Origin of the sequence: Paractinoplanes globisporus DSM 43857 (assembly GCF_000379645.1) — a bacterium.
Lineage (GTDB): Bacteria > Actinomycetota > Actinomycetes > Mycobacteriales > Micromonosporaceae > Actinoplanes > Actinoplanes globisporus.
In genome coordinates, this window is sequence record NZ_KB903302.1 from 81,958 (window position 1) to 99,703 (window position 17,746).

Below are 17,746 nucleotides of genomic sequence, written 5' to 3' on the forward strand. Positions count from 1 at the left end.
CTGACTCTACTTACAGAACCGGACGCCCATCCGTCAGCCGCCGCTCGATCTGCTCGACCACCTCGGCCTGCTCCTTGTACTTGAGCTCGACCAGCGGCTTGCCCTTGCGGTCGAGCGCGCCCCACAGCCCGAACTGGTCGCCGACCAGGAACGCCACCGGGTGGATCACCACCGCCGCGTGCTCGGCCGGCACGATCACCTGACCGCCACGGTCCACCACCCCGAACCGGTCGCCGGCGTCGACCACGGCCAGCCCCTCGTCGGTGAAGCCCTCGATCGGGCCGCCCGACACCAGCGGCGTCACGAACGCCCGGTAGCGCGGCTGCACCACGACCCGCCCGTGCCGGTCGATCACGCCCCAGCCGCCCCGCTGGACCAGCGCGAGCCCGTGGTGGAACGCCTTCGCGTCGTCGAACCCGCCCGGGATGATCAGCCGGTTCTGCCGGTCGATCGCGTACCAGCCGCCGGCCTCGTCCCGCGACACCCACGCCAGCCCCTCGGCGAACCGCTCGGCCGCGAGATACCCCGACGACGCGTCGATCACCGTAGCGCCGCTCAGGTCGATCAGCTCCCACGTCTGCGACTCGGGCCGCCGCACCCAGGCCAGCCCGTCCGCGAACGGCTGCGCCTGCGCGTACCGTGGTGGCACCGCCCCCACGTACCCCCAAAGTCCCGATTTATCATCTCGAATCGGGCGGGGTGGTTCCGCGCGGCCCAGGATCTCGTCGCTGGTGCGCGGGTAGGGCCCCCACGAGCCGCCCGCCGTCCGCTTGGTGATCGTGTCGAGCGCCGCCTCGATCCGCTCCACCAGCTCCGGGTCGGCGCCCTTCCGCAGGTCGAGGGAGGTCTCGAAGTGGTTCATGGCCTCCAGGTAGCGCCCCTGATCGAACGCCGACCGCCCCGCGAGCTCATGAATCTCGGCCCGCAGCCGCGACGGCAATTCGGGCGAGGCGGCTTCGGCGTACAACCGGTCGGCCTCCGCAAAATCCCCGCGCCACTGCAACACGTGCGCCAGCCGCGCCCGCACGATCGCCGTCTGCCGCAGCTCACCCACGGTTGCCGCATGCGTGAGCGCCGCCCGCGCGTCCTCCAGGGCCGCGTCCAGATCACCCGCGAGCCGCTCCGCGACCGCCCGAAGACTCAACAGCCGGGCCCGCACGCTGTCCCGCTCGGCGTACTCCAACTTGTCGGTCAGCCGATCCACGACAACCCACATCGGGTCCGGGTCGTCGATCTGCTCCCGCAACGTCTCGGTGTCGAAGGCCCACGGGTAGGCCGCCAGCACCTGCTCCGGATCCGCCCTCCGACTGCTGGCTGCGCCGGCCCCATCCCCACGCTGGCGGATCACCTTCGGCTTGGCGTCCCCCACCCCAGGCGCATCATTTCGTACGGGTCCAGACGCCCCCGCAAGTTCGCGCGCCACCGGCTTCACGTTGGATTCGCCGGTCCCCGGGCCCTCATCCCCGTCCCCACCGAGCCCGGTGGCGTCCGTCTCATCCGCAACCGCCTCGCCCCCGATGTCGTCCACATCGGTGTCGTCCACATCGGTGTCGTCACCGTCGATGTCCATGCCGTCGGCGCTGTCCACGGCCTCGGCAGCGGGCGCGTCCACAAGCTCGGCTTCAGCGGGCGCGTCGCCCTCCTCCTCGCCCGGCTCAAGGCGATCCTCAACGACTGGCGGCGGCAACTCGGCCTCAACCCACATGGCATCGACCGGCCCGACGTCGACCAGCTCAGCCTCAACCGCCTCAGCCTCAACGAGGTCAGTCCCCACCGGGTCGGTCTCGACGGGCGCCCCACTCACGGGCTCGGAGGGGGCGTCACCGGCCGGAGTCGCGCTGAACGGCGTAGCACTACCGGGAGCCGAGCTGACCGGAACGGCACTGACCGGCCCGTTGCCAACCGGCCCGTCGCCGACCGAACCGTCGCCGAGCGAACCGCCGTCACCGGCCTCGGCGTCGGCCGGCGAGGCGCTGACCGGCGTAGTGCTGAACGGAGACGCGCTGGTCGGCCGCACGCCAAACGGTTCCGCGGGAGCCGAACTGACCGGAGCCGCGCTGACCGGCGCCACGCCTCCCAGCGATGCCCCAAACGCCTCCCGATCGAACCGCACGTCGTCATAGGCAGCAGCCACCGGGCTAGCACTGACCGGCGCGGCACTGACCGGCGCGGCACTAACCGGCTCATCACTCATTGGCCCATCACTCGTCGGCGCGGAGCTGACGGGCGCGGAGCTGACGGGCGCGGAGCTGACGGGCGCGGAGCTGACGGGTCCGGAGCTGACGGGCCCGGAGCTGACCGGGTGAGCGCTGACCGGGTGGGCGCTGACCGGGTGGGCGCTGACGGGGGCGGCGCTGACCGGCGCGGAGCTGGCCGGCTGGGCGCTGGCTGGCGCGGAGCTGACTGGCCCGGTGCTGGCTGGCGCGGAGGTGCCGGTCGGCGCAGAGCTGACCGGTCCGGAACTCGTCGGCGCCGGGTCGGACTCGGCCGGGTCTTCGGCGGGGGTCTCGGCCGGGGTGATGATCGGCTGCGCGCCGGTGACCGGGACGAACCAGTTCTGCTTCTCCGGGACGCCACTCACCGGCGCCGGGTCCTCGACCACGACCGGCTGGGGTTCCGGCTCGGGCTCGGGCTCGGATTCTTCCGGAGCGGCCTCGATCGGCACCGGCGAGGTCGCTCCGAGTCCGCTCTGCGACAGCAGCCAGCCCAGCCCGTGCGAACCCTCCGACTCGCCACCCGGCTGCGGCTCGGCAACCGGCTCTGGCTCGGCGCCCGGCTGCGCCTCGACGTTCGACGGGAACTCGCCGTTCGGGTGCGCCTCGCCGTTCGGGTGGGGCTCGCCGTTCGGCTGCGGATCGGCGGATGGCTGTGGATCGGCGGACGGCTCGGGAGCAGCGGTCCGAGCCCAGGCCGACTCGGCCCAGTTCGGCTCGGGCTCGATCGGCGGCGCCGTGACCGGCTCCAGACCCGAACCCGCCACCGGCCCGTCCGGCAGCACAACGCCATCAGACGCGGGCGGCGAGGTGACCGGCGCAACGGACGCGTCGAACGGCTCCGCCTCGCCCCCGAACTCGTCCGGCGTGGAGTGCCGCGCCCGAGGTGTATAGGGGTGGTCCGCCCCGGGATAAGCGGACTGAGCCGGGGTGAAACCCGGCCACGAAGGCTCGACCGAGTCAGCGTAGGCCGAAGCGGACACCGGCCCCGGCTGCTCGGGGAAGTCGGCGTATCCGGGCGCGGAGACCGGCCGGCCCGGCTCGGGTGGTCCGGCGTAGACGGGTCCGGATACTGGGCGGGATGGTTCGGGTGGTCCGGCGTAGACGGGCCCGGATACTGGGCGGGACGGTTCGGGTGGTCCGGCGTAGACGGGCCCGGATACCGGGCGGGACGGTTCGGGTGGTCCGGCGTAGACAGGTCCGGATACCGGGCGCGACGGCTCGGTCGGTCCGGGGTGCACGGGCGCGGAGGTCGGGCGCGGCGGCTCGGGCGGCCCGGCGTGGGCGGGCGCGGAGAACGGGCGCGGGTGTTCCGGGCCGGGTTGGGCGGGAGCCGAGACCGGGCGTGCGTGGTCGGACGGGCCCGACGAGACCGGGCGTGCGTAGTCGGACGGGCTCGACGAGACCGGGCCGGAGGGGCCGGAGTGGGCGGGCGCCGAGACCGGGCGCGGGTGCTCGGGGCCGGGCTGGACCGGGGCGGATGTGGACCACGGGTGGTCGGCGGGGCCGGGCTGGGCCGAGACGGGGCGCGCCTGGCCGGGGACCGACGGGTAGACCGGCGCCGGGGGAGTGGACGGCTGCGACGGCGTGACCCGGGTGGGCTGAGGCGCGGGGCGCGACGGTGCGGGGGATCCGAGCTCGGGCGCCGGGCGCAGGTCGAACGGCGCGTCGAACTGGCGGCGGCTCTGTTGCGCTTCGGGGTAGGTCGGGAAGGCGTCGGCGGGCGCGGGACGAGCGCTGCCGTAGACGTGCGGTCCCGAGGCCGGCGACACCGGTCGCGGGCCGGCGGCCGGGCGTCCCTCACGGTAGGGCTGGTCGGGAGCGTCGGGGTACTGGGGGCGAGCGGCGCCGTAAACACCGGAGTTCGCCGGCGAGATCGGGGCGACGCCGTGACCCGGGGCATGCCCAGCCGGCGGACGCGGGCCCTGCGGAGGCCGCGGGCCCTGCGGAGAACCGGGCTGCATGCCTTGCGTACGCTGCGGCGATCCCGGTGATCCCGGCGGCGTCACCTGTCCGCGCTGGGGCGACCCGGGCGGTATGGCCTGCCCGCGCTGCGGCGATCCCGGAGGCGCGGAGTAAGGCCGCTGCGCCGCCCCTTGCCCGTGCGCCGGCCCCTGCCCGTGCCCCGGCCCCTGCCCGTGCGCCGGCCCCTGCCCGTGCGCCGACCCCTGCCCGTGCGCCGGCCCCTGCCCGTGTTGCGGCGCGCCGGGCGGTGCTGACTGCGGGTGCGGGGCGGGGCCCGAGACCGGCGAGATCGAGGCGCGGCCGCCGTGGGCCGGAGGCTGCGTCCCGCCCGGAGTGACCGGAACCTGCGGGCCGCCGGGCGTGACCGGGACCTGCGGCGTACGGAACGGCGGGCGGTGCTGCGGATCACGCTCGGAGTAACCGCCCTCGGGCCCAGGCTGGCGCCCATAGACCGGCGCCGAACCCCGGCGCTGGTCAGGCGCGCCCGGCCGGCGGCGTTCGTCGTTGACACGCTCGGTTATGCCGGCAGGGCGGTTCCAAGACGGCTCGTCGCGCTGCTGCGGGGGCACGGGCGCGCTGCGCTGCCCATATGCCGACCGCGGCTCGTAGGCGCGATCATCCCGGGAAGCGGCGTACCGCGCGGCCTGATCCGGAGCCGGCGGCGTCGAGACCTGCCCGACCTGTGCACGACCCCGCCCGCCACGATCATCGCCCGGCACACGGCCCCGCTCGTCGCCCGGGCCACGGCCGCGCTGGTCACGGCCGCGCTCATCGCCCCGACCCCGGTCGTCACCGGAGGACCGGCCGCGGTCGTCACCCGAGGACCGACCCCGGTCGTCACCGGAGGGCCGGCCGCGGTCGTCGGACGGCGGTGGGCCCGAGGATGCCTCATAGACAGGTGTATGCACGGCCTTCCGCCGCCCCTGGTCGCCCGGATAGCGCTGCCCAGGCGTCTGCGGCTCCCACTCCCAGGTGATCTCGTAGACCCAGGCGGGCTCGTCCCCCCAGCGGTCGTCGCCGATCTGGGAGCTCCAGCCGTTCATCGGGCACCAAGGGGCCGGCCCGGCGATTGGCGACGCTCCGTCACGGTCAAGTCCACTTCTTCGTCAGAAAATGTGCGGTGGCCGTCCGGAGACCCGGGTAGAGTCTCCCGGCTCCACTGCGGGGTTTGGAAGGAGATTAACGGCGTGGGTGGGATTGACGCCAGCGTGCTGACGATCTCTCCCGGTCGTCCGTTGCGCGCCTCCGTCACTACTTTCGGTGCACTGGTGGGGTCGGGTTTCCGGCGTTACGCGACCTATCGGCAAGCCACCATAGCCGGATCGTTCACCAACATAGTCTTCGGCTTCCTTCGCTGCTACGTGCTCCTTGCCGTGGCGGCGGGCGCGGTCGGCGGCCGCCCGGGCGGGTACGACACCGCGCAGCTCGCCACGTTCGTCTGGGTGGGGCAGGGACTACTCACCGTGGTGGGCATCTGGGGCCCACCGGATCTTTCCGACCGGATCCGTTCCGGCGACGTCGCGTCCGATCTGTTACGTCCCGTCGCGCCGGTGACCGCCTACCTGGCCGCCGACCTGGGTCGTTTTCTGCACGCCGTGCTCACCCGGATGATCGGGCCGCTGATCGTCGGTGCGATCTTCTTCACGCTGGCCGTCCCGACCCGCTGGCAGACGGTCCCGCTCTTCGCCGTCTCCGCGGTGCTCGCCACGATCGGCAGCTTCGGGTGCCGCTTCCTGATCAACGCGACCGCCTACTGGCTGCACGACGCCCGCGGGCCGCTCGTGCTCTGGACGCTCAGCTCGGGCCTGCTGGCCGGGCTCTACTTCCCGCTGCGGATGCTCCCGGAGTGGCTGGCCGTGACGCTCTGGGTCGCCACCCCGTTCCCGGGCCTGCTGCAGACGCCGCTCGACGTGCTGGTCGAGCGGGACCCGCCGGTTCAGCAGGCCGGCCTGGTGCTGCTGCAGGCATGCTGGGCGGTGGCGCTGCTCGCCCTGTGCCGGCTGGTGCAGCACCGGGCGGAACGCAAGCTGGTGGTGCAGGGTGGGTGAGATCGGGGCGTATGTCGCTTTGCTCGGGGGCAAGCTGCGCTCGATGGCCGCCTACCGGACGTCGTTCGCGATCGAGCTGCTCAGCAACCTCGGCAGCACGGTGCTCGACGTCGTCACCGTCTTCGTGCTCTACCGGGCGACCGCCGTGGTCGGCGGCTTCTCGCTGGCCGAGTCGCTGCTGATGACCGGGCTCACCGCGGCCGGCTTCACGCTCGCCGACATGATCGTCGGCAACATCGACGACCTCAAGCGCTACGTGCGTACCGGCACCCTCGACACCGTGCTGATCCGCCCCCTCCGGGTGCTTCCCCAGCTGATCTTCATGGACCTGCCGCTGCGCAAGCTGCTGCGATTGGCCTTCGGCATTTTCGTGTACGCCGCGGCGCTCGTCGCCAACCACATTCAATGGACCGCGGCCCGCGCTCTGCTGGCCGTGGTCGCCCCGATAGCGGCCGGAGTGTTCTTCGGGGCCATCTTCGTGCTGACCGCGAGCCTCGCGTTCTGGTGGGTGGAGTCGGGCGAGATCGGCGCGAGCTTCACGTACGGCGGGCGCGACTTCACGTCGTACCCGATAACGGTTTATGGCGATTGGTTCCGCGACCTCTTCGCGTACGCCCTCGGATTTGGTCTGGTCGCCTACCAGCCGGCGCTGGCGCTGCTGGGCCGCACCGATCCCCTCGGTCTGCCGGCCTGGGCCGGCTATGCCGCACCGCTGGTCGCCGCCCCGGCCGTGGCGATCGCCGCGCTGGTGTGGGGCACCGGCATCCGTCACTACCGGAGTACGGGCTCATGATTCGCATGCAAGACCTTCAAAAAGATTTCACGGTACGCGTCAAAGCCGGCCGGTTGCGGCGGGAGAAACGTACGGTCGCGGCCGTGGACGGCGTCAGCCTGACCATCGAGCGGGGGGAGATGGTCGGCTACATCGGGCCCAACGGCGCCGGGAAGTCGACGACGCTGAAGATGCTGACCGGAGTGCTCGCGCCGACCTCGGGCGAGGTGTCGGTCCTCGGGCTGACCCCGGTGCCGCAGCGGACCCGGCTGGCGCTGCGCATCGGCGTGGTCTTCGGCCAGCGCTCCCAGCTGTGGTGGGACCTGCCGCTGCGCGAGTCGTTCCGGCTGCTCCGGCACGTCTACCGGGTGCCGGCCGCCGAGCACGAGGCACGGCTGCGGCGCTGCCGCTCGCTGCTCGACCTGGACGCGTTCCTGGACACGCCGGTGCGGCAGCTCTCGCTGGGCCAGCGGATGCGCGGCGAGCTGACCGCGGCGCTGCTGCACGGGCCGGGTGTGCTGTTCCTCGACGAGCCGACGATCGGGCTGGACGTGGTGAGCAAGCAGGCGGTCCGCTCGTTCCTGGCCGAGCTGGGCGCGACCGGGGACGTGACGATGGTGCTGACCACCCACGACCTGGCCGACATCGAGCGGCTCTGCCACCGGCTCGTGGTGATCGACCACGGCCGGGTGGTGCACGACGGCACGATCGAGGCGCTGCACGAGCGCTACGGCTCGCGGCGCAGCCTCGTCGTCGACCTCGACCGGCCGCTGCCGGACGGCTTCACGCTGCCCGGCGCGACGCTGACCGGGGTCGAGGCGGACGGGCACCGGGTCACGTTCGCCCTGGACACGGCGTCGGCCGGCGCGGCGGTGGCCGGCCTGGTGTCGGCCGCCTCGGTACGCGACCTGTCGGTGGTGGAGCCGGACATCGAGGACGTGGTGGCGCGCCTTTACGCCTCCGCCTGAGGTATGCGCCGCCGGACGTCCTCGACCGTGGCCGCGCCGGGCTGCCAGGCCGCGACCCAGGCGAGGTCGCTCGCCGGGTGGACGACGCCGTCCTCGAGGAACGTGTACCGCCCCTCGAGCACCCGTTTCGCCGCGGTCACGTCGAGCGCGTCGGTGTTCTCCCAGAGGGCGTCGAACAGCGCGTCGGCCCGCAGGCGCGCCTGCCGGCAGAACAGGTCGGCCAGCTCGCGCCCCTCCGGCCGGTGCTCGCGCTCGGCGTGGGCGCGCACGCAGACGGCCGACATCGCGAACAGCTCGGCGCCGATGTCCACGATCCGGCCGAGGAAGCCCTGCTTGCGCTCCAGCTTTCCCTGCCAGCGGGACATCGCGTAGAACGTCGAGCGGGCGAGCTTGCGGGACGCGCGCTCGACGTAGCGCAGGTGACCGGCGAGCGGGCCGAACTCCCCGTACGCGCTGGGGGCCTGGCCCTTGCCGACCGCGAGCGTGGGCAGCCACTTCGCGTAGAAGCCACCGGCCCGCGCGGCGGCCCGGCCCTTGCGCGCCAGCGAGACCGAGGGGTCGATGATGTCGCCGGCCACCGAGAGATGCGCGTCGACCGCCTCGCGCGCGATCAGCAGGTGCATGATCTCGGTCGAGCCCTCGAAGATCCGGTTGATCCGCAGGTCGCGCAGCAGCTGCTCGACCTCGGTCGGTCGCTCGCCCCGGGCCGACAGCGAGTCGGACTTCTCGTAGCCGCGGCCACCCCGGATCTGCACGACCTCGTCGGCGACCTGCCAGGCCATCTCGCTGGCGAACAGTTTGACCAGCGCGGCCTCGATGCGAATGTCGTTGCGGTCGTCGTCGGCGATCATGCAGCAGAGGTCGAGCATCGACTCCATCGCGTACGTGGTCGCGGCGATGAACGCGATCTTCTTGGCCACCGCCTCGTGCTGCCCGACCGGGCGGCCCCACTGCACGCGCTCCGCCGACCATTCGCGGGCGATCGCGAGCGACCGCTTGCCGGCGCTCACGCACATGGCGGGCAGCGACAGGCGGCCGGTGTTGAGCGTGGTCAGGGCGATCTTGAGCCCCTTGCCGAGGCCGCCGATGACGTTCTCCTCCGGCACGAACACGTCGTGGAACCGGGTCACGCTGTTCTCCAGGCCGCGCAGGCCGAGGAACTCGTTGCGCCGCTCGACGGTGATGCCCTCGGCGTCGCCCTCGACCACGAACGCGGTGATGCCCTTGCCGGGCACCCGGGCCATCACGACCAGCAGCGTCGCGACCGTGCCGTTGGTGGCCCACAGCTTCACGCCGTTCAGGCGGTACCCGCCCTCGACCGGCTCGGCGGTGGTGCCCAGGCGCGCCGGGTCGGAGCCGACGTCGGGCTCGGTGAGCAGGAACGCCGAGACCTCCCCGGCCGCGAGCCGGGGGAGGAACGCCTTCTTCTGGGCGGGGCTGCCAAAGATCTTGAGCGGCTGCGGTACGCCGATCGACTGGTGGGCGGAGAGCAGCGCGCCGATCGCGGCGTTGGCCGAACCGACCAGGGTGAGCGCCCGGCAGTAGTGCAGGTTGGTGAGCCCGAGCCCGCCGTACTCCTTGTCGATCTTCATGCCGAACGCGCCCAGCCGGGCCAGGCCCTGGAAGACCTCGTCGGGAATCCGCGCGTCCCGCTCGATGCGGGCGCCGTCGATCTCGGTGCCGGCGAACTGCTGGAGCTTGGCGAGGAACTCGTCGGCGTCGGGGCGGGGCTGCTCGGTGGGCCAGGGGTCGATCAGGTCGAGCCGGAACCGGCCGAGGAAGAGCTCCTTGCCGAAACTGGGTTTGCGCCACTCGGACTCGCGAGCGGCCTCGGCGACCTGGCGTGCCTGCTGTTCGGAGACGTTGCGCTGCGTCGTGGTCATCGCCGACCTCCTCAGACCGCCAGGTTACCGAGGCGTGTTACCCAGGGGTAGCCGTGAGCAACCTTTTGTCACTCAGCGATGCTCCATGACGAGGACGGCCCAGGACGTCTCGAGCGCCTCGTAGTGGTGCGGCACGTCGCCGGGGAAGGTCACGTAGTCGCCGGGCGCGAGCTCGACCTCCTCGCCGACCGGGCCCGTCCGCAGCCGGCCGGCCCCGACGATCAGGTGCTCGACGCTGCCCGGGATGTGCGCCGCCGCCTCCCGCGGCTGGCCCGGCTCGAGCTCCATCAGGTAGATGTCGCGCCGGGTCTGCGGCGAGCCGGCCGCGAGCAGCTTGACCAGCACGTCGGCCTGGTCGGCCTCGAGCCGCTGGCCCTCGCCGGCCCGGATCACCCGCACCTGGGCGGCGGGCGGCTCGACCAGGCGGCTGAACGGCACGCCGAGCGCCACCCCGAGCGCCACCCCGAGCGACCAGAGCGTCTCGATGCTGGGGTTGCCGGTTCCGGCCTCGAGCTGGGAAAGCGTCGACTTGGCCAGGCCGGCCCGGCGGGCGAGCTCGGCCAGGGAGATGCCGACCCGCTCGCGTTCGCGGCGCAGGGCCGCGGCGATGGTGGCGAGCGGTGGGGCCGACTGTTGCATGTTCGCTCCGTCGATCGGGTCGTTCGATTTGACGAACGCTACTCGTATCGTTCAGTATTTCAAACCATGCGTACGCTACAGCGAACAGGCGGGGCGGATCAGGCCCTGCTGCGCGACGCGGTGACGATCGCCGCCGCCATGGTCGCGGTCGGCGCGTCGTTCGGGGCCATCGCGATCGCGTACGGGCTGCCGGTGTGGGTGCCGTTCCTGATGTCCACGGTCGTCTTCGCGGGCGGCTCGCAGTTCCTCGCGGTCGGCCTGCTGGCGGCCGGCAACCCCTTGGCCGCCGTCTTCGCCGGGCTGCTGCTCAACGCCCGCCACCTGCCGTTCGGCCTGGCCGTCGGCGACGCTCTCGGGCCCCGGCTGAGCGAGCGCATGATCGCGAGCCACGTGCTCACCGACGAGGTCGCGGCCTTCACCCTGGCCGAGCCCGATCCCGTACGCCGTCGCCGGGTCTACCTCATCATCGGGGCAACCTTGTTCACGTCGTGGAACATCGGCACGGCCCTCGGGGTGCTCCTGGGCGGCGCGACCGGCAACCCCGACGCGCTGGGCCTCGATGCCGCCTTCCCGGCCGCTCTCCTCGCCCTGATCATGCCCTCGCTCCGCGACCGCACCACCCGCAAGGTCGCGCTGACCGGCGCCGCGATCGCCGTCCTGCTGACCCCGGTTCTCCCCGCCGGCCTGCCGGTGATCTGCGCCCTGGCCGGCCTGTTGACGCTGGTCCGGCCCCACTCCCGCCGAAAGGAGCGGACATGCTGATCGCCGCGATCATCGCGCTCGGGGTCGGCACCTACGCCATGCGGCTGGGCGGCGTGCTGCTGCGAGGCCGCCTGAAGCTTTCCGACACCGTCCAGCGAGTGCTGGCCATGGCCGCCGCCGCCCTGCTAGCCGCCCTGGCCGGCACGGCCGCACTGATGGCCGGCACCGATTTCGCCGGCGTCGCCCGCCCGGCCGGCGTCCTGGTCGGCGGCATCCTGGCCTGGCGCAAGGCCCCGTTCGTCGTCGTGGTGCTGGCCGCCGCCGCAACCGCCGCCCTGCTACGCCTGGCCGGAGTCCCCTAGTACAGGGTTTGATTGGCGGCGAATGCCGCCCAGAGTGACCCGGGGTTTGGGGCAGCGCCCCGAGGTCTTCAGATCTTGGCGCCGAGGTCGACCTGCGGCTTCGGCACGCGCATCCGCCGGAAGGTCAGCCCCCGCATCACGCCGTACAGCTGAAGCGAGCCCATCCGCTGCGTGCTCTTGGGGAAGCGCTCCCGGACCATCTTCTTGATCTTGCGAGCGATCAGCACACTGTCGACGATCACGGCGACCGCGAGCAGCGCCCACAGCAGGTTGCTGATGAGCTGGATGGCGCCGACGCGGACGGTCGAGCCGATCAGCACGATCAGCGCGCCGCCGAAGAACCAGGTGCCGACCGTACGGCGGGAGTCGATGATGTCGCGCACCAGCTTGCGCTCGGCGCCGCGGTCACGGGCCAGCAGGTAACGCTCGTCACCGGCCCGCATGCCCTCGGCGGCCTCGGCCCGCTCGGTGCGCTGCCGCTCGCGCATCTGCTTCATGGCCTCGCGGCGGTTGGCCGGGGCCTCGGCGTTGACCCGCCGGCCCGTGCTCTGCCGCTTGGGCGTGACCTGACCGAGCTCCCGCTTGCTGGGGGTGTAGCCCTTGGGCCGGCGCTCGGCGTCGGTCACCTCCTCCTCGGGTTCGGGAGTGGTGACGTCGGCTGACTTGCGGCGAAAAAGCGAGGGCACGGTAGGAGAGTAGCCAAACGGCGCGGTGCTTCTCACACCGCGCCGCCCAATATTGCGAATCAGAGACGTTCTACGTGTGCGCCCAGGGCCGCGAGCTTGTTCTCGAAGTCCTCGTAGCCGCGGTTGATCAGGTCGACGCCGTACACCCGGGAGGTGCCCTCGGCGGCCAGCGCCGCGATCAGGTGCGCAAAACCGGCCCGCAGGTCGGGGATGACCAGGTCGGCCGCGTGCAGCTTGGACGGCCCGGCGATGACGGCCGAGTGCTTGAAGTTGCGGCGGCCGAAGCGGCACGGCGTCCCGCCCAGGCAGTCCCGGTAGACCTGGATGGTCGCGCCCATCTGGTTGAGCGCGTCGGTGTATCCCAGCCGCTGCTCGTACACGGTCTCGTGCATGATCGACAGGCCGCGGGCCTGGGTCAGCGCGACCACGAGCGGCTGCTGCCAGTCGGTCATGAAGCCGGGGTGCACGTCGGTCTCGAGCGCCACCGGCTGCAGGTCGCCGCCCGGGTGCCAGAACTTGATGCCGCCCTCGACGCCGGTCACGCCCGTACGGGAGACCCGGTCGTCGGTGATCTGGAACTCGCCGCCGATCGAGCGGAAGACGTTCAGGAACGTCATCATGTCGGCCTGCCGGGCGCCGAGCACCTCGATCTCGCCCTTGGTGGCCAGCGCCGCGGCGGCCCAGCTGGCGGCCTCGATGCGGTCGGGGATCGGCTTGTGCGCGTACCCGTGCAGCCTCGGCACACCCTGGATCTCGATGACCCGGTCGGTGTGCACCGTGATGATGCCGCCCATCTTCTGCAGCACGCAGATCAGGTCCATGATCTCCGGCTCGATGGCGGCGTTGCGCAGCTCGGTGACGCCCTCGGCGCGGACGGCCGTGAGCAGCACCTGCTCGGTGGCGCCGACGCTGGGGTAGGGCAGCTCGAGCTTGGCGCCGCGCAGGCCGTTCGGCGCGCTCAGGTGCATGCCCTCGGGCGCCTTGTCGACGACCGCGCCGAACTCGCGCAGCGCCTGGATGTGGAAGTCGATCGGGCGCGGGCCGATGTGGCAGCCACCGAGGTCCGGGATGAACGCCCGGCCGAGGCGGTGCAGCAGCGGCCCGCACAGCAGGATCGGGATCCGGCTCGAGCCGGCGTGCACGTTGATCTCGTCGGTGCTGGCGGACTCGACGTTCGTCGGGTCCATGACGATCTCGCCGTCGTCGGCGCCGTCGGTGACCTTGACGCCGTGCAGCTCGAGCAGGCCGCGGACGACCTCGACGTCGCGGATGCGCGGCACGTCGAACAAGGTGCTCGGTGTCTCGCCCAGCAGGGCGGCGACCATCGCCTTGGAGACGAGGTTCTTGGCGCCACGGACCCGGATCTGGCCCTGCAGTGGCGTACCGCCGTGCACGACCAGGACATCGTCGGTCAACGTAACCTCCAGCCGGGGGGCGGTCGGGGCCGCCCGAATTGTTCGAGGGGGCAGGGCCGGGGCGGGGGCACCCGTCCTGCAACCGGGGAAGCATAGCGTTGAGTGACAAGGAGGGAAGTCGGCACAACGCCTGGAGGGCCGTGAAATGCTGATGATTAAGACAACATAAAGGCGCGGTCACTCGGACCGCGCCCTTGTCACTACTAAGGGTTACGGCAGAGCGAGCATCTGGTCGAGAGCGACCCTCGCGTGGTGTGCCGTGTCCTCGTCGACGGAGATCTGGTTCGGCACCCGGCCGGCGACCAGTTCCTCGAGCGCCCACACCAGGTGCGGCAGGTCGATCCGGTTCATCGTCGAGCAGTAGCAGACGGTCCGGTCGAGGAACATGATCTGCTTGTCCGGGTGGGCGAGCGCCATCCGGCGTACGAGATTGAGCTCGGTCCCCACCGCCCAGGCGGAACCGGACGGCGCCGCGTCCAGGGCCCGGATGATGTACTCGGTCGAGCCGACGTAGTCGGCGGCACGCACCACGTCGTGCCGGCACTCGGGGTGGACCAGCACGTTCACGCCCGGCACCCGCTCGCGCACCTCGCGCACGCTGTCGATCGTGAACCGGCCGTGCACCGAGCAGTGCCCCCGCCACAGGATCATCCGGGCGTCGCGCAGCTGCTCGTCGGTCAGGCCGCCGTTCGGCTTGTGCGGGTCGTAAAGAACACAATCATCAAGATCAAAGCCCATTTCGAGTACGGCGGTGTTGCGCCCCAGATGCTGGTCGGGCAGGAAGAACACCTTGGAGCCGTGCTCGAACGACCAGGTCAGGGCCCGCTTCGCGTTCGACGAGGTGCAGACGACGCCCTTGTTGCGGCCGACGAAGCCCTTGATGTCGGCCGACGAGTTCATGTACGTGACCGGGACGATGTCGTCCGCGATGCCGAGGTCCTCGAAGTGCTCCCAGGCGGTCTGCACCTGGCCGAGCACGGCCATGTCGGCCATCGAGCAGCCGGCGGCCAGGTCGGGCAGCACGACCTTCTGCGCCGGGGTGGTCAGGACGTCGGCGCTCTCGGCCATGAAGTGCACGCCGCAGAACACGATGAACTCGGCGTCGGGCCGGGCCGCGGCCTGCTGGGCGAGCTTGAACGAGTCGCCGGTGACGTCGGCGAACTGGATGACCTCGTCGCGCTGGTAGTGGTGGCCGAGCACGAAGACGCGGTCGCCGAGCGCGGCCTTGGCGGCGGTGGCCCGGGCGACCAGGTCGGGGTCGCTCGGAGCGGGCAGATCGCCGGGGCAGTCGACGCCGCGCTCGGAAGCGGGATCGGTGCCACGGCCGAGAAGCAGCAGCGCGGTGGCGGTGTTACCGGGTTCGTTCCAGGTCACGCCGCCATGGTCGCACAGCGCGCGACGGCGAACAGTGGCCTGCCACACTCGTAGGCGTGCGCGTACTGATCTGTCCGGACAAGTTCGCCGGCACCCTTTCCGCCCCCGAGGTCGCCGCCGCCGTCGCCACCGGCTGGACGGGCGCCGACGAGCTCGTGCAGCGGCCGCTTTCCGACGGCGGCCCCGGTTTCGTGGAGGTGCTCGCCGCCGCGCTGAACGGCCATCTGCTGCCGGTGCCGACCGTCGACCCGCTCGGGCGGCCCGCGAGCGGCGAGGTCCTCATCGTCGGCGCGACGGCGTACATCGAGAGCGCACAGGCCTGTGGCCTGCACCTTTTGACCAAGGAAGAACGAGACCCCAACACCACGACGTCGTACGGGCTGGGACTGCTCATGATGGCCGCGGTCGAGGCCGGTGCGAGCGAGCTGGTCATCGGGCTGGGCGGCTCGGCCGTGAACGACGGCGGCGCGGGCATGCTGGCCGCGCTCGGCGCCGCCCCGGTCGACGTGGCCGGCTACGCCCTCCCGTACGGCGGCGCCTACCTGAGCTCGGCCGTCGCGCTCGGCGGTGAGCCGCGCCTGCGCCAGGCCCGCCTGGTCGCCGCGACCGACGTCGACAACCCGCTGACCGGCCTGCACGGCGCCAGCAAGGTCTACGGCCCGCAGAAGGGCGCCACCGAGGAGGACGTCTTCCGGCTCGACGCCGCGCTCGAGCAGTTCGCGGGCGTGCTCGAGCGGGCTTTCGGCGTGACCGACCTCGAGGTGGCGCCCGGCGGCGGCGCGGCCGGCGGCATCGGGGCAGCGCTGATCGCCCTCGGCGCCCGGGTCACCTCCGGCATCGGCCTGGTCACCACGCTGATCGGGCTGGAGAAGGAGCTGGACACCGCCGACCTGGTGATCACCGGGGAGGGCTCGTTCGACCACCAGTCGCTGCGCGGCAAGGTGGTGGCCGGCATCGCCAACGGCGCCCGTGACCGGGGCCTGCCCTGCGTGGTGGTCTGCGGACGGAACGAAACCGGCTACCGTGAGGCGGCCAGCGCCGGCGTCACCGAGACCCTGTCGCTCACCGAGCATTTCGGGTCGGAAGAAACTGCCCTCAGCGAGCCCGCCCGTGGCCTGCGCGAACTCGCCGAGCGTCTTTCTCAGCAGTGGAGCCGGTGAGAGGTGGGCCACCCGGATTGGGAATCAGCGGAAACAGGGCTAGCGTTGGGCAGTACGGCAGAAGTCCGCACCCTGCAGGGAGAAACGCAGTGACCACTGAAGCGCACACCCAGTCGACCGAGGCCAGCGCGCCCACCGGCGTCATCCTTACCGACGTCGCCGCGGTGAAGGTCAAGGCCCTGATCGAGCAGGAAGGGCGCGACGACCTGCGCCTGCGTATCGCCGTTCAGCCCGGTGGCTGCTCCGGCCTGCGCTACCAGCTCTTCTTCGACGAGCGCTCGCTCGACGGTGACATCGTCAGCGACTTCGGCGGTGTCGAGGTGGTCGTCGACCGGATGAGCTCGCCGTACCTGGCGGGTGCCACCATCGACTTCGCCGACCGCATCGACGCGCAGGGCTTCACGATCGACAACCCGAACGCGCAGAACTCGTGCGCGTGCGGCGACTCGTTCCACTGACATCGCCCTAACAGCTGGAAACCTCCGCAGGCCGTCCCGTTAACGGGACGGCCTGCGTCGCGTAACGTGCCGGTAGGCTGCGTTGGTAAGCCCGCCCCCTGTTCCCCGACCTCGAGGGCCGACATGAAGATCGCCGTTACCGGCTCGATCGCAACCGACCATCTGATGCATTTCCCCGGCCGGTTCGCCGACCAGCTCATCGCCGACCAGCTGCACAAGGTCTCCCTCTCGTTCCTGGTGGACGACCTGGTGGTCCGCCGCGGCGGGGTGGCCAGCAACATCGCGTTCGGCATGGGCAAGCTCGGCCTCAGCCCGATCCTGGTCGGGGCGGTGGGCGCCGACTTCGCCGACTACCGCTCCTGGCTCGAGCGGCACGGCGTCGACTGCGACTCGGTGCACATCAGCGAGGTCGCGCACACGGCCCGTTTCGTCTGCACCACCGACGACGACCTCAACCAGATCGCCTCGTTCTACGCGGGCGCGATGTCCGAGGCGCGCAACATCGAGCTCGACCCGGTCGACAAGCGGGCCGGCGGCCTCGACCTCGTGCTGATCAGCGCCAACGACCCGGCCGCCATGATCCGCCACTCCCAGGAGTGCCGGGCCCGCGGCTTCAAGTTCGCGGCCGACCCGTCGCAGCAGCTCGCCCGCATGGACGGCAGCGACGCGCTGACCCTGATCAGCGGCGCGGAATACCTGCTGACCAACGACTACGAGCGCTCCCTGCTGGAGACCAAGGCCGGTCTCACCAGCGACCAGGTCCTCGAGCACGTCAAGATCCGGGTGACCACGCTCGGCAAGGACGGCGTGGAGATCACCGGCCGCGACATCGAGCGCATCCACGTGCCGGTCGCCCGCGATGTCATCCCCGAGGACCCGACCGGCGTCGGCGACGGCTTCCGGGCCGGCTTCTTCGCGGCCGTCTCGTGGGGGCTCGGCCTCGAGCGGGCCGCGCAGGTGGGTTCGCTGGTGGCGGCGCTCGTTCTCGAGTCGGTCGGCCCCCAGGAGTACGACGTCCGCACCGAGGACTTCGCCAAGCGGCTCGCCGACTCGTACGGTTATGAGGCCGCCGCCGAGGTCAAGCCCTTCCTGCCCGCCTGA

At 71.8% G+C, this 17,746-nt stretch carries 14 protein-coding genes; 8 read left to right on the forward strand and 6 right to left on the reverse strand.

Annotated features, from left to right (window positions below):
* Positions 1–10: 10 nt before the first annotated feature.
* Positions 11–2,998, reverse strand: a complete 2,988-nt coding sequence (locus A3CQ_RS57475) for a WG repeat-containing protein (RefSeq protein ID WP_020512083.1) — start codon at positions 2,996–2,998, stop codon at positions 11–13.
* Between the two features lie 2,376 nt (positions 2,999–5,374).
* Between A3CQ_RS57475 and A3CQ_RS0116685 the strand changes: the two genes are divergently transcribed.
* The 3 genes from A3CQ_RS0116685 to A3CQ_RS0116695 are packed head-to-tail and all read left to right on the forward strand — an operon-like array spanning position 5,375 to position 7,966.
* Positions 5,375–6,226, forward strand: a complete 852-nt coding sequence (locus A3CQ_RS0116685) for an ABC transporter permease (RefSeq protein WP_370657612.1) — start codon at positions 5,375–5,377, stop codon at positions 6,224–6,226.
* Positions 6,219–7,019: an ABC transporter permease gene (locus A3CQ_RS0116690; protein WP_020512085.1), complete on the forward strand. Its 801-nt coding sequence runs from the start codon at positions 6,219–6,221 to the stop codon at positions 7,017–7,019. Before A3CQ_RS0116685 ends, A3CQ_RS0116690 begins: the two co-directional genes overlap by 8 nt.
* On the forward strand, positions 7,016–7,966 hold the full coding sequence (locus A3CQ_RS0116695) for an ABC transporter ATP-binding protein (protein ID WP_026205773.1): 951 nt from the start codon (positions 7,016–7,018) through the stop codon (positions 7,964–7,966). The genes A3CQ_RS0116690 and A3CQ_RS0116695 overlap by 4 nt, the downstream gene beginning before the upstream one ends.
* On the opposite strand, the gene A3CQ_RS0116700 is transcribed toward A3CQ_RS0116695, so the two are convergent.
* Complete coding sequence (locus A3CQ_RS0116700) at positions 7,951–9,849, reverse strand: acyl-CoA dehydrogenase family protein (RefSeq protein ID WP_020512087.1); 1,899 nt, start codon at positions 9,847–9,849, stop codon at positions 7,951–7,953. The genes A3CQ_RS0116695 and A3CQ_RS0116700 overlap by 16 nt on opposite strands.
* Before the next feature lie 72 nt (positions 9,850–9,921).
* Positions 9,922–10,488 (reverse strand): helix-turn-helix domain-containing protein, encoded by a 567-nt coding sequence (locus tag A3CQ_RS0116705; RefSeq protein ID WP_020512088.1) that lies wholly within the window; start codon positions 10,486–10,488, stop codon positions 9,922–9,924.
* A gap of 66 nt (positions 10,489–10,554) precedes the next feature.
* Here A3CQ_RS0116705 and A3CQ_RS53145 point away from each other — a divergent pair, with 66 nt between their 5' ends.
* Together A3CQ_RS53145 and A3CQ_RS0116715 are read left to right on the forward strand one after the other, a co-directional pair.
* Complete coding sequence (locus tag A3CQ_RS53145) at positions 10,555–11,250, forward strand: AzlC family ABC transporter permease (RefSeq protein WP_040432501.1); 696 nt, start codon at positions 10,555–10,557, stop codon at positions 11,248–11,250.
* Positions 11,244–11,552: an AzlD domain-containing protein gene (locus A3CQ_RS0116715; RefSeq protein ID WP_020512090.1), complete on the forward strand. Its 309-nt coding sequence runs from the start codon at positions 11,244–11,246 to the stop codon at positions 11,550–11,552. The genes A3CQ_RS53145 and A3CQ_RS0116715 overlap by 7 nt, the downstream gene beginning before the upstream one ends.
* Before the next feature lie 68 nt (positions 11,553–11,620).
* Here A3CQ_RS0116715 and A3CQ_RS0116720 read toward each other — a convergent pair whose 3' ends face one another.
* The 3 genes from A3CQ_RS0116720 to nadA all read right to left on the reverse strand — a co-directional run bounded on the left by A3CQ_RS0116720 (position 11,621) and on the right by nadA (position 15,027).
* Complete coding sequence (locus A3CQ_RS0116720; RefSeq protein ID WP_020512091.1) at positions 11,621–12,238, reverse strand: DUF3043 domain-containing protein; 618 nt, start codon at positions 12,236–12,238, stop codon at positions 11,621–11,623.
* Between the two features lie 59 nt (positions 12,239–12,297).
* Entirely contained in the window at positions 12,298–13,653 is a 1,356-nt protein-coding gene (murA, locus tag A3CQ_RS0116725; RefSeq protein ID WP_020512092.1) for a UDP-N-acetylglucosamine 1-carboxyvinyltransferase, read from the reverse strand.
* A 210-nt stretch (positions 13,654–13,863) separates the two neighbouring features.
* Positions 13,864–15,027, reverse strand: a complete 1,164-nt coding sequence (gene nadA / locus A3CQ_RS0116730; RefSeq protein ID WP_020512093.1) for a quinolinate synthase NadA — start codon at positions 15,025–15,027, stop codon at positions 13,864–13,866.
* Between the two features lie 56 nt (positions 15,028–15,083).
* On the opposite strand from nadA, the gene A3CQ_RS0116735 reads away from it, so the two are divergent.
* From A3CQ_RS0116735 to A3CQ_RS0116745, 3 genes are all read left to right on the forward strand, one after another.
* Positions 15,084–16,187, forward strand: a complete 1,104-nt coding sequence (locus A3CQ_RS0116735; RefSeq protein WP_020512094.1) for a glycerate kinase family protein — start codon at positions 15,084–15,086, stop codon at positions 16,185–16,187.
* 89 nt (positions 16,188–16,276) lie between these two features.
* Complete coding sequence (erpA, locus tag A3CQ_RS0116740; protein ID WP_020512095.1) at positions 16,277–16,645, forward strand: iron-sulfur cluster insertion protein ErpA; 369 nt, start codon at positions 16,277–16,279, stop codon at positions 16,643–16,645.
* 123 nt (positions 16,646–16,768) lie between these two features.
* On the forward strand, positions 16,769–17,746 hold the full coding sequence (locus A3CQ_RS0116745) for a carbohydrate kinase family protein (RefSeq protein WP_020512096.1): 978 nt from the start codon (positions 16,769–16,771) through the stop codon (positions 17,744–17,746).

Excerpts from the sequence above, each read along its gene's own strand:
- A3CQ_RS53145 (WP_040432501.1), top strand. The coding sequence starts at position 10,555 with ATGCGTACGCTACAGCGAACAGGCGGGGCGGATCAGGCCCTGCTGCGC.
- A3CQ_RS0116745 (WP_020512096.1), top strand. The coding sequence starts at position 16,769 with ATGAAGATCGCCGTTACCGGCTCGATCGCAACCGACCATCTGATGCAT.
- A3CQ_RS0116695 (WP_026205773.1), top strand. The coding sequence starts at position 7,016 with ATGATTCGCATGCAAGACCTTCAAAAAGATTTCACGGTACGCGTCAAA.
- A3CQ_RS0116715 (WP_020512090.1), top strand. The coding sequence starts at position 11,244 with ATGCTGATCGCCGCGATCATCGCGCTCGGGGTCGGCACCTACGCCATG.
- A3CQ_RS0116700 (WP_020512087.1), bottom strand. The coding sequence starts at position 9,849 with ATGACCACGACGCAGCGCAACGTCTCCGAACAGCAGGCACGCCAGGTC.
- A3CQ_RS0116705 (WP_020512088.1), bottom strand. The coding sequence starts at position 10,488 with ATGCAACAGTCGGCCCCACCGCTCGCCACCATCGCCGCGGCCCTGCGC.